14 protein-coding genes are annotated in these 13,751 nt (G+C 65.6%); 8 read left to right on the top strand and 6 right to left on the bottom strand.

Annotated elements, in window-relative coordinates:
- Window positions 1-96 precede the first annotated feature (96 nt).
- From VE092_RS12160 to VE092_RS12150, 3 genes are all read left to right on the top strand, one after another.
- Window positions 97-567: a nuclear transport factor 2 family protein gene (locus VE092_RS12160; RefSeq protein WP_324877072.1), complete on the top strand. Its 471-nt coding sequence runs from the start codon at window positions 97-99 to the stop codon at window positions 565-567.
- Window positions 568-576: 9 nt separating this feature from the next.
- Window positions 577-1,137, top strand: coding sequence for a TetR/AcrR family transcriptional regulator (locus VE092_RS12155; protein WP_324877070.1), 561 nt, complete (start codon window positions 577-579; stop codon window positions 1,135-1,137).
- A gap of 325 nt (window positions 1,138-1,462) precedes the next feature.
- The gene (locus tag VE092_RS12150) at window positions 1,463-2,104 is read left to right on the top strand and encodes an HAD family phosphatase (RefSeq protein WP_324877068.1); all 642 of its coding nucleotides are present in this window, start codon (window positions 1,463-1,465) and stop codon (window positions 2,102-2,104) included.
- A 9-nt stretch (window positions 2,105-2,113) separates the two neighbouring features.
- Here VE092_RS12150 and VE092_RS12145 read toward each other — a convergent pair whose 3' ends face one another.
- On the bottom strand, window positions 2,114-2,845 hold the full coding sequence (locus VE092_RS12145; protein WP_324877066.1) for a DsbA family protein: 732 nt from the start codon (window positions 2,843-2,845) through the stop codon (window positions 2,114-2,116).
- Between the two features lie 74 nt (window positions 2,846-2,919).
- Window positions 2,920-3,531, bottom strand: a complete 612-nt coding sequence (locus tag VE092_RS12140) for an NAD(P)-dependent oxidoreductase (RefSeq protein ID WP_324877063.1) — start codon at window positions 3,529-3,531, stop codon at window positions 2,920-2,922.
- 138 nt (window positions 3,532-3,669) lie between these two features.
- Here VE092_RS12140 and VE092_RS12135 point away from each other — a divergent pair, with 138 nt between their 5' ends.
- On the top strand, window positions 3,670-4,596 hold the full coding sequence (locus VE092_RS12135; RefSeq protein WP_324877061.1) for a LysR family transcriptional regulator: 927 nt from the start codon (window positions 3,670-3,672) through the stop codon (window positions 4,594-4,596).
- Between the two features lie 19 nt (window positions 4,597-4,615).
- On the opposite strand, the gene VE092_RS12130 is transcribed toward VE092_RS12135, so the two are convergent.
- The gene (locus VE092_RS12130; protein ID WP_324877059.1) at window positions 4,616-5,176 is read right to left on the bottom strand and encodes a PAS and helix-turn-helix domain-containing protein; all 561 of its coding nucleotides are present in this window, start codon (window positions 5,174-5,176) and stop codon (window positions 4,616-4,618) included.
- 256 nt (window positions 5,177-5,432) lie between these two features.
- Between VE092_RS12130 and VE092_RS12125 the strand changes: the two genes are divergently transcribed.
- Together VE092_RS12125 and VE092_RS12120 are read left to right on the top strand one after the other, a co-directional pair.
- Window positions 5,433-6,128 (top strand): CoA transferase subunit A, encoded by a 696-nt coding sequence (locus tag VE092_RS12125; RefSeq protein ID WP_006461144.1) that lies wholly within the window; start codon window positions 5,433-5,435, stop codon window positions 6,126-6,128.
- 15 nt (window positions 6,129-6,143) lie between these two features.
- On the top strand, window positions 6,144-6,794 hold the full coding sequence (locus VE092_RS12120; RefSeq protein ID WP_008333506.1) for a 3-oxoacid CoA-transferase subunit B: 651 nt from the start codon (window positions 6,144-6,146) through the stop codon (window positions 6,792-6,794).
- 82 nt (window positions 6,795-6,876) lie between these two features.
- Here the strand turns inward: VE092_RS12120 and VE092_RS12115 are convergent, their stop codons facing one another.
- Complete coding sequence (locus VE092_RS12115; protein WP_414653478.1) at window positions 6,877-8,430, bottom strand: sensor domain-containing diguanylate cyclase; 1,554 nt, start codon at window positions 8,428-8,430, stop codon at window positions 6,877-6,879.
- Window positions 8,431-8,529: 99 nt separating this feature from the next.
- Between VE092_RS12115 and VE092_RS12110 the strand changes: the two genes are divergently transcribed.
- Both VE092_RS12110 and VE092_RS12105 read left to right on the top strand, forming a co-directional pair.
- Window positions 8,530-9,957: an ATP-binding protein gene (locus VE092_RS12110; protein ID WP_324877055.1), complete on the top strand. Its 1,428-nt coding sequence runs from the start codon at window positions 8,530-8,532 to the stop codon at window positions 9,955-9,957.
- Window positions 9,942-11,300 (top strand): sigma-54 dependent transcriptional regulator, encoded by a 1,359-nt coding sequence (locus VE092_RS12105; protein WP_324877053.1) that lies wholly within the window; start codon window positions 9,942-9,944, stop codon window positions 11,298-11,300. Before VE092_RS12110 ends, VE092_RS12105 begins: the two co-directional genes overlap by 16 nt.
- A gap of 37 nt (window positions 11,301-11,337) precedes the next feature.
- On the opposite strand, the gene VE092_RS12100 is transcribed toward VE092_RS12105, so the two are convergent.
- Together VE092_RS12100 and VE092_RS12095 are read right to left on the bottom strand one after the other, a co-directional pair.
- Window positions 11,338-13,143, bottom strand: a complete 1,806-nt coding sequence (locus tag VE092_RS12100) for a GGDEF and EAL domain-containing protein (protein ID WP_324877051.1) — start codon at window positions 13,141-13,143, stop codon at window positions 11,338-11,340.
- Window positions 13,136-13,751: methyl-accepting chemotaxis protein (locus tag VE092_RS12095; RefSeq protein WP_324877049.1), on the bottom strand; the 616-nt coding region annotated here is incomplete at its 5' end. The genes VE092_RS12095 and VE092_RS12100, both read right to left, overlap by 8 nt.

Raw genomic sequence — 13,751 nt, 5'->3', positions numbered from 1 at the left:
CAGGACAAACAGCTTGCAAAGAAAAGCCGCGCCGTTTATATTCACTGTACCGAACGGTACATAGTGTTCCGAAAGGTCAATTAAAGGAGAAATGCCATGTCGATCCGCCCGCCGCTTCCGCCCTTCACCCGCGAAACCGCCATCGAAAAAGTCCGTCTCGCCGAGAACGGATGGAACACCCGCGATGCCGACAAAGTCGCACTGGCCTATACCGAAGACAGCTGGTGGCGCAACCGCGCTGAATTTGCCCAGGGGCGCGAGGCCATCACCGCGCTGCTCAAGCGCAAATGGACGCGCGAGTTGGATTACCGCCTGGTCAAGGAACTGTGGGCCTTCGACGGCGCGCGCATCGCCGTGCGCTTCGCCTATGAATACCACGACGACTCCGGCCAGTGGTATCGCGCCTACGGCAACGAAAACTGGGAGTTCGACGAGAACGGGCTGATGCATCACCGTCACGCCTGCATCAACGAGCATCCGATCAAGCCGGAAGAACGCAAATTCCTGTGGGACAATAGCGGCCCGCGTCCAGCCGATCATCCGGGGCTGAGCGATTTCGGTTTCTAAGGAAGATGAATGGCGAGAGTAATTGCGGAAAGGGACGACGTGATCCCGCTGCTGGCGGAAGTCTTTCGCACCTATGGCTTCGAAGGTGCGAGCCTGGCGCGCATCAGCGAAGGAACCCGGCTGGGCAAGGGCAGCATCTATCACTTCTTCCCCGGCGGCAAGGAGGAAATGGCCGAGGCCGTGCTGGACCACGTCGATCAGTGGTTCAGGCAGCATGTCTTCGATCCGCTGAACGAGCGCGAAAATGCCGTCGAAGGCATCAAGGCCATGTTCGACGATGTCGCTCGCTACTTCCTTTCCGGACGTCGCGTCTGCCTGGTCGGCGTGTTCGCGCTCGGCAATGAGCGCGACCGCTTTGCCACGATTGTCCGCGATTACTTTGTTGCCTGGATCGATGCCCTGGCCGCGGCGCTGGTGCGCAGTGGACGCAAGCCGAAGGAAGCCAGGGTCCTGGCCGAAGAAGTGGTCGGCGGCATCCAGGGCGCCCTGGTGCTGGCGCGCGCCCTGGACCAGACGGAAGTCTTTACCGACGCATTGAAGCGCTTTCAGAAGCGTCTCTTGTCCGCCTGAAGTATTCCCGGTCAAGCCGGTCAGCAGGAAACCTCCCCGTCGGTTTTGCAGAGCCCCTCGGCGGCAGGCTGCGCCGTGCCAGTCAGCCTCCGGGGCATGCTCCTCTATCTTCGCTCTGCCGCCCTTTGCGTTCCAGCAGGCCTGGCATTGCCGCCGGGATGCCGACCTGGCGCATCACTGCTTCGGGAACCTGGTGAGGCCATGCAGCGGCCCGGCGCGGGATGGCGAAGAGTGATCCTGCTCAGGCACATGCCACCGCACGAAGTACACTACGCCACCGACTCAACCGTCAGTCTTATACGATTTTTCCTTCAGGACCCTGACCATGACGTTTTCAACAGCAAGCGGCATTCGCGCCGTCGTCTTCGATTTCGGCGGCGTACTGTTCGACTGGAATCCCCAGCATCTGTATCGCCAGCTGATCGCCGATGAAGAAGAGCGCAACCACTTCCTCACCCACATCTGCTCACCCGAATGGAATGTGCAGCAGGATGGCGGCCGCACGCTGGCCGATGCCACCGAGCTGCTGGTACGGCAGCATCCGCAGCACGAAGCCCTGATCCGGGCCTTCTACGGTCGCTGGGTGGAGATGTTGCGCGGCCCGTTGCCGGAGGGTGTGGCGCTGCTGCGCGAACTGCATGCGCAGCAGGTGCCGGTGTTCGGTCTGACCAACTGGTCCGCCGAGACCTATCCGCATGCACGGGACAACCATGACTTCATGCAGCTGTTCCTGGATATCGTGGTATCGGGCGACGAGCGTTGCATCAAGCCCGAGGCGCGCATCTACGAGATCGCGCTGGAACGCTACGGCCGCCACCTGCCGGCGCTGCAGCCGCAGCAGCTGGTCTTCATCGACGATGCGCAAAAGAATATCGATGCCTGCCGGGCGTTGGGCTGGCATGGCATCCATCATGTCGAGGCTGCGCAGACGCGCGCACAATTGCGCGCACTGGGCCTGCCGGTCTGACGGTCGTGATCAGTCGCAGCGGCCGGTCTGCACATCGCATTGGAGCGGCGTGCTTTCCTGCGCTGGCGATGTCGAGCTGATCGTTCCGGTTTCGTCACGCAGGTAGGCGGCCCACTGCTCGGGCTGCCCCAGCCAGCGGCCGGTGTCGAGCACTTCCAGCGTATCGCCCCGCTGCAAGATGAAGGTGGGGAAGCCGCGTCCGCCGACGTAGTTCAGCAATTCACGGCTGGCCGCGATGTGGTCGTCCAGTTCTTCCTGCCCCACGCGTTGCAGTTCGGCGGTGAAGGTGGCGGCGTCGATGCCCAGCGCCTGGGCCAGTTCGGTCAGCGTACTGACGTCCGAAATCCGCCGCCCCTGCTGGTAATGCGCGCGCTGGATCGCCGCCAGCATGTCCAGTCCGGCTGCCTCGCCCTGGATGGATTGCACCGCCAGCACGGCGGCAATCGGTGGCGCCGAATCGAAGACGGCATCGGTGTCCTTGAGCAGTCCATTGAAATAGTCCTCGCCGAATGCCTGTCCGGTCATCTGCGCGATGCGGTGGTCGTGCGGCATCACGTAGTCGCGCAACTGCGCGTCGACGCGGCGGCGGTTGCGGCCGGCCATCATGCCGCCACCATGGGCCTGCACCGGCAGCACGGCGCGGGCCGCGGCCACCAGCGGCGCAGCCCCATAGCACCAGCCGCACAGCGGATCGTGGATGTAGTGGAGCATGGTGTCGTGAGCGGTGGCGGGGGTGGTCATGATGGGGTTCCTCTTGGATCAATCGATGTCGGGCCTGAGGATGTTTCACCATCAGGCCCGGGGTGGTGCCTGGCTCAGTAGCCTACCGTGAATCGCGTGCGGACGTGCTTCGGTTGTTCCAGTTCGTCCAGCAGGGCGACGGCGAAGTCTTCATAGGAGATCCAGCTCTTGCCATCGGCGCCGACCAGCAACTGGTCCTGGCCCAGGCGGAACTGGCCGGTGCGCTCGCCAGCGATGAACAGGGCCGAGGGCGACAGGAAGGTCCATTCCAGTTGCTGTTCGCCGCGCAGGGCGTTCAGGAAGTCACGGCCGCCGGCGGCTTCCGGCTTGTACTCTTCCGGGAATTCCGGGGTGTCGATCAGGGCTATGCCAGGTGCGATTTCCAGGCTGCCGGCGCCGCCGACAATGGCCAGGCGCTTGACGCCCGCCGCCTTCACGGCCGGCAGCAGGTCGGCTGCGCCGAAGCTGGTGAAGCGGCCGCTGGAGACGACCACGTCGGCACCCTTGATGGCTGATGCCAGGCTGGTGGCGTCCTTGACGTCGGCCGCGACCACGGTCACGCCGGTGCGCTGGGCGATCTTGCCGGCATCGCGGGCGATGGCGACGAGGTTGTGGCCGCGACGCAGGGCTTCGTCCACGATGCGGGTGCCGACATTGCCGGAGGCGCCGATGACTGCGATTTTCATGAGGTTTCCTTTCGGGATTTCAGTGGGAGCAAGCGTATCGGTACGCTGAGTCGCCATCTTAGGATCGCTTTGCATGTCGAAAAACAGCATAATCGATCATAGTTTGTTTCCAAAAACGTGCAGATCGAAAGGCGGGACATGGATCGCTTGATGGCCATGCAGGTATTCGTGACGGTGGTCGACAGCGGCAGCCTGACGGCGGCGGCCGAACAGCTGGACCTGTCGCGGCCGGTGGTGTCGCGCTACGTGGCGGAGCTGGAAGACTGGGTCGGCGCACGGCTGCTGCACCGGACCACGCGCCGCCTGTCGCTCACGCCGGCCGGTAACGAGATATTGCCGCGCTGCCGCCAGATGCTGGAGTTTTCCGATGACATGCGCCATGCGCTGGAGGCGCCCGATGAGACCCCGCGCGGGCTCTTGCGCATCACCGCCAGCACGTCCTTCGCGCAGACCCAGCTGATCCAGGCGGTGGTGGACTATGGCCGCCGCTATCCGGGCGTGGCGGTGGACTTGCTGGCGCTGGACCGAACCGTCAACCTGGTGGAAGAACGCATCGACCTGGCCATCCGCATGACCAACCGGCTGGAACCCAATCTCATCGCGCGCCCGCTGGGCGTATGCCGCTCGATCATCTGCGCCGCGCCGGATTACCTGGCGCGCCATGGCACTCCGCGCAAGGTGGAAGAACTGGCCTTGCACAATTGCCTGACCCATTCCTATGTGGGTCGCAGCCTGTGGCAGTTCGATCCCAAGAGCAAAAACGCCCGCGGCGGCAAGCGCCGGCCGGTGCCGAAGACCCAGTCCGTCGCCGTGGGCGGCAGCATCAGTGCCAATGAGGTGACGGTGCTGCTGCAGGCGGTGCTGGCCGGGGTCGGTATCGGCCACATGCCGGCCTATACGGTGGCGCCGCTGGTGGCCAGCGGACGGCTGGTGCAGTTGCTGGCGGATTACGAGCCGCTGCAGTTGGGCATGTATGGCGTCTATGCCTCGCGCAAGCATATGCCGGCGACCTTGCGCACCATGCTCGACTTCCTGGCCCAGCGCTTCGCCGGGCAACCGTTCTGAGCGGGAGGGTCAGGCTCGGTCAGGGGGTGATGCTGAGCAGCTTGTGTACCAGTTCGGAGGACGTGGAGGCGGCGAACTTGCGCATCAGGCGGGCGCGATGCATTTCCACCGTACGCGGGCTCAGTTCCACCTGGCGCGCAATGAGCTTGCTGGTCTTGCCTTCCACCAGCAGCGCCGCGATCTCGCGTTCGCGCGGCGTCAGACCGGGCGCGATGGGTCGCTTGGCGCTCACATCCTCGAAGGTCCAGATGCCGGCCGCATGCGGGTTATCACGGTTCAGGGCATGGCCGGTGACATGGCACCAGAACATCTCGTCGTTGGAGCGCTTCATGATGCGCTCGTCCGAATAGAAGCCCTTTTCGTTGAGGATGGGGACCAGGCGCAGGCCGGTGCGTTCGAACTCGTCGGCGGTGGGATAGATTTCCTGGAAGGATTTCTGCCGCAACTGTTCCACCTCGTAGCCGAACATTGCCGCCATCGCCAGGTTGCCCTGCTGGATGACGCGATTGTGCGAGACGCACATGCCGATGGGCGCGTGCATGAAAACCTGTTCGAAATCGATAGGAAGTGGCTGGATCATGAATATGCTGCGCTGTATGCCGCAAGTCGCTGGCTAGGTCCCTCGAACCCGGCGGTGCTATGCTGCATTGCGCCAGGTATTTTTACCGTATTGTATGGCTTATTTCACCTGACCTATGATAATTGGCGCTAATCGGAGCCCGGTACCGCCATGGCGCGGCGCGAAAGAGAAGCTCCGATGCCCATCCCTGTTTAAACTGGCATTCCAGCCAGCAGCTTGCAACCCTGCTCGCAAGACAAGAGCCGAAAGGAGACTCGTGAACAAAGTGTATCCAGACGCGGCCACCGCGTTGAAAGACATCGTCAAGGACGGCCAGACCATTGCGGTCGGCGGCTTTGGCCTGTGTGGCATCCCCGAGGCGTTGATCGCCGCCCTGCGTGATTCGGGCGCGCAGAACCTGACCGCCATTTCCAACAACGCCGGGGTCGATGGTTTCGGCCTGGGCCAGTTGCTGTCCACCCGCCAGATCAAGAAGATGATCGCCTCCTACGTGGGCGAGAACAAGGAGTTCGAACGCCAGTACCTGGCCGGCGAACTGGAACTGGAATTCACCCCGCAGGGCACGCTGGCCGAGAAGCTGCGCGCCGGCGGCGCCGGTATCCCCGCCTTCTTCACCAAGACCGGTGTCGGTACCCTGGTGGCCGAGGGCAAGGAAGTGCGCGAATTCGATGGTGAGCGCTATGTGATGGAGCGTTCGCTGGTGGCCGACGTGTCGCTGGTGAAGGCGCAGAAGGCCGACAAGGCCGGCAACCTGGTCTTCAACAAGACCGCCCGCAACTTCAACCCCAATGTCGCCATGGCCGGCAAGGTCACCGTGGTGGAAGTGGAAGAACTGGTGGAAGTGGGCCAGCTGGACCCGGACCAGATCCACACCCCCGGCATCTTCGTGCATCGCATCGTGGTCAATGCCACGCCCGAGAAGCGCATCGAACAACGCACCGTGCGCGCATAAGAGGAGACACAGAAAATGGCATGGACCCGAGATGAAATGGCTGCCCGCGCGGCCAAGGAACTGCAGGACGGCTTCTACGTGAACCTGGGCATCGGCTTGCCCACCCTGGTGGCCAACCACGTTCCCAGCGATATCGAAGTGTGGCTGCAGTCCGAGAACGGCCTGCTGGGCATCGGCCCCTTCCCCACCGAAGATCAGGTCGACGCCGACCTGATCAACGCCGGCAAGCAGACCGTGACCACCATCCCTGGCTCGTCCTTCTTCAGTTCGGCCGATTCCTTCGGCATGATCCGCGGCGGCAAGATCAACATCGCCATCCTGGGCGCGATGCAGGTTTCGGCCAAGGGTGACCTAGCCAACTGGATGATTCCCGGCAAGATGGTCAAGGGCATGGGCGGTGCGATGGACCTGGTGGCCGGTGTCGGCCGCGTGGTGGTCCTGATGGAGCACGTGGCCAAGGCCAAGGACGGCAGCACGTCCAGGAAGATCCTGAACGACTGCAACCTGCCGCTGACCGGCGTGGGCGTGGTCAACCGCATCATCACCGACCTGGGCGTGATCGACGTCACCCCCGGTGGCCTGAAGCTGATCGAACTGGCTTCCGGTGTCACCAAGGAAGAAGTGATCGAGAAGACCGAAGCACCGCTGGATGTGAGCGAGGTCTGAGCGAGCCGGCCCGGACGGGCCGGCGATGCGAACAGGGCGCCGTGAAAACGGCGCTTTTTTTTCGCCACGTGCCGCCCGGCGCTCAATCCATGGCGCTCACCCGCACCGTATTGCGCCCGTCCCGCTTGGCCTGGTACAACGCGGCATCGGCGGCATTGAGCACGTCCTCCACCCGGCGATGATGCGCCCGCTGCAAGGTGGCCACGCCCACGCTGATGGTCACCACCCGCAACGGGCTGCTGGCATGTACGATCAGGCGACTGTAGACCGCGTCGCACAGGCGTTGTGCCATCAGGCGCGCACCTTCGGCATCGGTCAGTTCCAGCAGCACCACGAATTCCTCGCCGCCATAGCGACCGGCGCAATCGGTGTGACGCGGCAGGTTCTCGCTGATGGTGCGCGCCACTTCCTGCAGCACCGTGTCGCCCAGCTTGTGACCGTAGGTATCGTTATAGGGCTTGAAATGATCGACATCGATGAACAGCACCGAGAAGGTCGAATTGAGGTTGCGCCGGCAGCGCTCCCAGGCCGCCTGCAGGGCTTCGTCCAGGGCACGGCGGTTGAGCAGGCCGGTCAGGCCGTCGGTCAGGGCCAGTTCTTCCAGCCGCCGCTCGGTGGCCACGCGGCGGCGCAGTTCCTGGCGCACGTGCGAGAGCAGATAGGCCGACAGCAAGCCAAAGATGAACAGCGAGAGGATGACCGCATAGAGGGTCTTGTACCAGCTCTTGAAGATGGCCTGTTCCGCATAGCCCACGAACAGGATCAGTGGCGAATCCGGAATGCGGCGGAAGGTGTAGAGCCGCTCCACGCCGTCGCTGTGGGCGCGTGCGAAGAAGCTGCCTTCCTCGTGCTGCAGGGCGCTCTGGATGCGCTGGAAGTTGGCGCTGTTGCTCAGGTCGCGACCGATCACCTGTTCGCTGAAGGGCACCCGCATGTAGGCCACGCCATCGTCGGAATAGAGCGAGATCACGCCATCGGCACCCAGCGAGAGGCCTTCGAACAGCTCCCGGAAATAGCTGAGATCGAGGGCCATCACGACGATGCCGCCGAAGCTGCCGTCTTGGTTGAACAGCCGCTTGGACAACACCACCACCCGCACATCATGGCCGGCATTGGCCAGGTTGGCGAGGATGGGCTTGGAGACATACAGCCCGACCGCTGTCGAATCGCGATGGGCCAGGAAGTAGCTGCGGTCGCCGTAGTTGGGCGCAGGATCGCCCTGGCGCCGGCGTGAACTGGCCTGCACCGTGCCGCTGGCGTCGATCACCGCCATCACGGCGATATGGCTGACATTGGCGGTGCTGCCGAAAAGATAGGCATAGCGCTGGGCATCGTCCAGGCGCCGGCCGCCCAGCGGATGCTGGTAGCGATAGGCCAGCGTATCCAGCGACAGCGACAGCACTTCCATGTTGCGCGAGATCGCCCGCTGCGCGATCAGGGTCACATTGCTGGCATTGGCCACGGCCGACAGTCGTGTCTGGCGGTAGCTCTGGTAGAGCGTAGTGGCGCACATGATGACCACCATCAACATGGCGATACCCAATACCACCACCAGGTATTTCTTCAACTGCTTAATTTTATGTCCCCCTGCTTGACCCCAGGCGCAATTAACGCACAAAGCAAAAACAGCTTCCATCTTGATCGGTGGCAACGTGATTGAGTTGCAACAAAAGATGAACCGCGATCCGGCCCTTCCTGTCAGATGGCTTATCAGCGGGGCGGCATTCATGTTTAAATGCGAGCGCCACGAAAAGCGACCCGCCCCCTGCCTTCCGGAGGTCACCTGAACATCAAGAACACCATCCAGCGCGACCTGGTCATCCTGTGGGCCTTCATCGCCCTGATTGCGCTCGTGCTGGCCTTCCTGCTGCTGCAACTGAGCCGCCAGGGCGCGTCCTCGCAGATCAGCCAGGCTACCGGCCAGGCCGCCGTGAGTTGCGCGGCCATGAGCGCCGGCCTGGCCCATGCGCTGTCGGGCAGCGCCGGTGGTACGCCGCGCCAGCCCGGCGCCGACGGCCTGCCGGCCCGTTCGCTGATGCAGGCGGTGATCGACCTGTCCTTGCGCGACCAGGCCGGCGTCGAGGGCGGATTCTGGCATCCGCAGCACGAGGTGGTGGCCTATGCCTTTCCCACCTATGACGGCAGCGGCATCAAGCGCGATCCGCCCGGGGCCGAGATGGAACGCATCGTCGCCACCGCCCAGCGCGCCCTCGATGGCGCCACCGGCGTGACCGACGTGCGGCCCGGCCTGCGCGAGGCGGTGGTGTTCGCCGCCTGCCCGGTCGCGCTGGGCGGGGTGCCGCTGGTGGGCTGGACCCTCAAGCGGGTGCCGGTGATGAGTGCCGGCGTGCTCAACCAGTTGCTGGTGGCCATCGCGCTGCTGCTGGCCTTCGTCATCGCCAGCGGGGCCTGGCTGGGTAGCACCCTCAGCCGCTGGCGCAGCCAGTCGGAACGGCTGTCGCGCCAGCTCTCGCATGCCGAGCGGCTGGCCACGCTGGGCCGGGTGGCGGCCGGCATGGCCCACGAAATCCGCAATCCCATCGGCGCCATGCGCATGAAGGCCGAGAACGCCCTGGCTGCGCCGGCCCAGGTGCGCGCGGCGCGCGTCACCGGCGCGCTGGAAATGGTGGTCAGCCAGACCGAACGGCTGGACGCGCTGGTGGCCAGCCTGCTGGCGCTGGCCCAGCCGTTCCAGGTGCAGCGCCAGCGCATCGACCTGGGCGCCTGGATCGAGGAACGGCGCCAGGCCCATGCCGAGCTGGCCGAACGCAAGCAGCTGCGCCTGGACACGGCGCTGAACCTACCCAGCTTCGCCGGCGGCCTGAGCACCACCGCCCTGGACCCGGTACAGATGGCGCGCGCCCTGGACAATCTCCTGCTCAATGCGCTGGCCCACTGCGAGCCCGGCGGCCTTATCCAGATCGGCGCGCGCCTGGTGCAGGATGCCCGCCTGCTGCTGTGGGTCGCCGATGACGGCCCCGGCGTGGCGCCCGAACTGCGCGAGAGCCTGTTCGATCCCTTCGTCAGCCAGCGCAGCGGCGGCACCGGCCTGGGACTGGTACTGGTGCGCGAGATCGTGCATGCGCATGGCGGCAGCATCACCCTGGCCACCACCGCGCGTGGTGCCCGTTTCGATATGGAGTTGCCATGGCGCGCATCCTGATCGTCGATGACGACATCGCCTTTCGCAGCAGCCTGGCCGAGACCGTCGGCGATCTCGGCCACGAGGTGCTGGAGGCCGGCAGCACCGCCGCCGGCCTGCGTCTGCTGGCGGCGCACCCGATCGACGTGGCCATCGTCGATCTGCGCATGCCGGACGAGGATGGCCTGGTCTTCCTGCAGCGCGCGCCGGCCATCGCTGCCGTGCCCTGCATCATGCTTACCGCCTATGCCAGCGGCGACAACACCATCGAAGCGATCCGCCTGGGCGCCTTCGATCACCTCACCAAACCGGTGCCGCGCGTGGCCCTGGTGGAGACCCTGGAACGGGCCCTGCGCCAGCGTGCGGCGGCCTCACCGGACGCCGCCGGGCAGGCGGTCGCCGCCACTGCCGCCGCCAGCGAACGCAACCAGCTGGTGGGCGACAGCGAAGCCATGCGCCAGGTCTTCAAGCAGATCGGCCGTGCTGCCACCAGCGATGCTACCGTGCTGATCCTGGGCGAAACCGGCACCGGCAAGGAGCTGGTGGCACGCGCCCTGCATCGCAACGGCAGCCGGGCGGCGCGCGCCTTCGTGGCCGTCAATTGTGCCGCGATTCCCGCCGAACTGATCGAGAGCGAGCTGTTTGGCCACGTCAAGGGCGCCTTCAGCGGCGCCACCCAGCACCGCATGGGGCGTTTCCAGGAAGCCGATGGCGGCACCCTGTTTCTGGACGAGATCGGCGACATGGCCTTGCCGACCCAGGCCAAGATCCTGCGCGTGCTGCAGGAACGGGAGCTGACCCCGGTGGGTGGTAGCCAGCCGTTGCGGGTCGATGTGCGCGTGATCGCCGCCACCCACCGCGACTTGCCGCAGGAAATCCGTGAGGGGCGATTCCGCGAGGACCTGTGGTACCGGCTGCAGGTATTGCCTATCCTGGTGCCGCCGCTGCGTGAGCGGCCGGGGGACATCCTGGCCATCGCCGAGCATTTCCTGCGCCAGCATGGCGGCGAGCAGCCCAAGCGCATCAGCGCGGCCGCGGCGCGGCGACTGCTGCAGCATGGCTGGCCGGGCAATGTACGGGAACTGCGCAATACCATGGAGCGGGCGGCGGTGATGAGCCATGGCAGCTGCATCGAGGTCGAGGATATCGCCCTGCCGGGGCCGTCCGTGCCGGGCGCGATACAGGGCGCGGCCATCGACTGGGACGGGCCGCTGGCAGCGGCGGTGGCGCAGGTGGAGAAGCTGATGCTGGAGCGCGCACTGGCGGCGGCTGGCGGCAACCGTGCCGAAGCCGCGCGCCGGCTGGGCATTTCGCGCCAGCAGTTGTATCGCAAGCTGGAAGAGCAGGGGCCGCCTGGCAGCTAGCGGTCCCGCACCGGCCCCTCGGGCCGGTGGTCGATCCTCAGGCCGCTGCCCGCACGTGGGCCGAGAACGCCTCCGGCGTGAGCGGCCGGGCCAGGTAATAGCCCTGCGCCTCGTCCACGCCCCAGTTGCGCAGCAGTTCCAGGGTCTCGGCCGTTTCCACACCCTCGGCCACGATCCGGTAGTCCAGTTCCTTGGCCAGCGCGATCAGCGATTGCACGATGCGGCGATCACGCTGACGGGTGTCGAGATGGCGGATCAGCGACTGGTCGATCTTGACCACCGAGGCCGGTACCTGCTGCAGGTAGGCGAAATTGCTGTAGCCGGTGCCGAAGTCGTCCAGCGCCAGGCCCATGCCCAGGGCGCGGATCTCGTGCAGCAGCGCCAGCACCGCCGGGCTGTGCATCCACACCCCTTCGGTACATTCGATCTCCACCATGGCCGGATCGATGCCGGCATCGCGGCAGCCGCGTTCGAGTCGGCCGATCAGGTCGGATTCCTCGAAGTTGGGCGCGGCCAGGTTGATGGCCAGCTTGACCGGCATGCCCTCGCTGTTCCATGTCGCCATCTGTTGCAGGGCGGCCTGGATCACCCATTCCGATACCGGCCGGATCAGCGCCGTGCGCTCCACCAGCGGGATGAATTCGGCCGGCGAGATCGGCCCCAGTTCATGGTGCTGCCAGCGCAGCAGCGCTTCGCCGCCGTGATAGCGGTTGCTGCGCAGGTCCAGCTTGGGCTGGTAGGCCAGCGCCAGGCCGCCACCCGGCTGGCGCTCGGGCAGCAGTGCCTCGGGAATGTCGTGCAGCAGGCGGAAACGGCGCTGGTGCATGACGTCGGCGTCGGCATCGTAGTCGGCCCAGCGGCGCCGGCTGGCCAGCGCTTCATGTAGCGCCGCCACCGCCTTGCGCGGGGCATCGCGCAGCTGTTCGGGGGTCTGCTGCAGTTCGACGATGCCGCCATAGCTGGGCAGGTTCAGCGGCACGGCCATGCTGTCGACCGGCTGCTCCAGCGCCGTGCTCATGCTGCGCAGGTGGTGGCTCATCTGCTCGGCCTTACCGGCGTGCGACAGCAGCGCGAAACGACCGTCGCTGATGTGATAGACATCGCCCTTGCCCAGCACCAGTGCCTGCAGGCGGGCGCCGACGTTGCGGATCAGTTCGTCGTGGATACGCGAGCCCAGCACGCTGGCGATCTCGAAGGAGGTGTGCGCATCCGGCATGTCGATATAGGCCAGCGCCCGGGTGGCCACCGGCTCGTCGGCCGGCACCTCGCCTGCCGGCGCCAGGGAGGCCAGGTCTTCGCGCAACTGGTACTTGTTGGGCATGGCCGTGAGCGGATCGACGCGGCCGATGGCCCGCCGCAGCAGCATCTGCGCCATCGCCAGCGCCGCCAGCTGCTGCAATTGCTTGCGCTGGGCCGCATCGAAACTGCGCGGCGCGGTATCGGTGACGCACAGCGCGCCGATGGCGTGGCCCTCCGGCGTGAGCAGCGGCGCGCCCACATAGAAGCGGATGTAGGGCGGCCCCGCCACCAGCGGATTATTGGCGAAGCGCGGATCGGTGCTGGCGTCTTCTACCACCATCAGCGCGCGTCGGCTCACCGTGTGATCGCAGAAGGACAGTTCGCGCGAGGGCGCGCACATGTCCGGACCACTCTGCGACTTGACCCACTGGCGATCGGCATCGATGAGCGACACGTACGCACCGTTGACGCCGAACAGCGAGCGGCACAGGCGGGTGATGTTGTCCAGGTCTTCGGAAGAGCCGGTATCGAGCAGATGCAAGGCATGCAGCGCCGCCAGGCGCTGCAGTTCATCGTTCGGCCGGGCCGGGACGATGTCAGCCATTGCCGTGATCCCCAGCCGCCACCAGGCGCAGCGGCGAAGCCGCATGGCCGGCCAGGGTGCGGGGCGGGTTGACCTCGACCGTCATTGCGGCGGCCGCTGCCGCGGCGGCTGGCACCGCGGAGGCGGAGGGCGGTGCCAGCTGGAATACGTCGACCGCCCGGGTCAGGTGCTGGGCCTGGTCCTGCAGGCTGGAAACGGCTGCACTGGCCTGCTCCACCAGGGTGGCATTCTGCTGGGTGACCTGATCCATCAGGGCGATGGCCTTGTGCACTTCCTCGATGCCCACGCTCTGCTCATGGCTGGCGGTGGAAATCTCGCCCATCACATCGGTGACCTGCTGCACGCTGGTCACGATCTGTTCCATGGTCTCGCCGGCACGTTCCACCAGGCGCGTGCCGGCTTCGACGTTGTCCACGGAAGCATCGATCAGTTGCTTGACTTCCTTGGCGGCGGCCGCGCTGCGTTGCGCCAGGTTGCGCACCTCGGTGGCGACGACCGCGAAGCCGCGACCCTGTTCGCCGGCGCGGGCCGCTTCCACGGCGGCATTCAGGGCCAGGATATTGGTCTGGAAGGCGATGCCGTCGATCACCCCGATGATGTCCACGATC

The sequence above is a fragment of the Herbaspirillum sp. genome (genome assembly GCF_035644555.1).
GTDB lineage: Bacteria > Pseudomonadota > Gammaproteobacteria > Burkholderiales > Burkholderiaceae_D > Herbaspirillum.
Note: the sequence above shows the minus strand (reverse complement) of the source record. Positions and strands in the feature narration are given on the sequence as shown.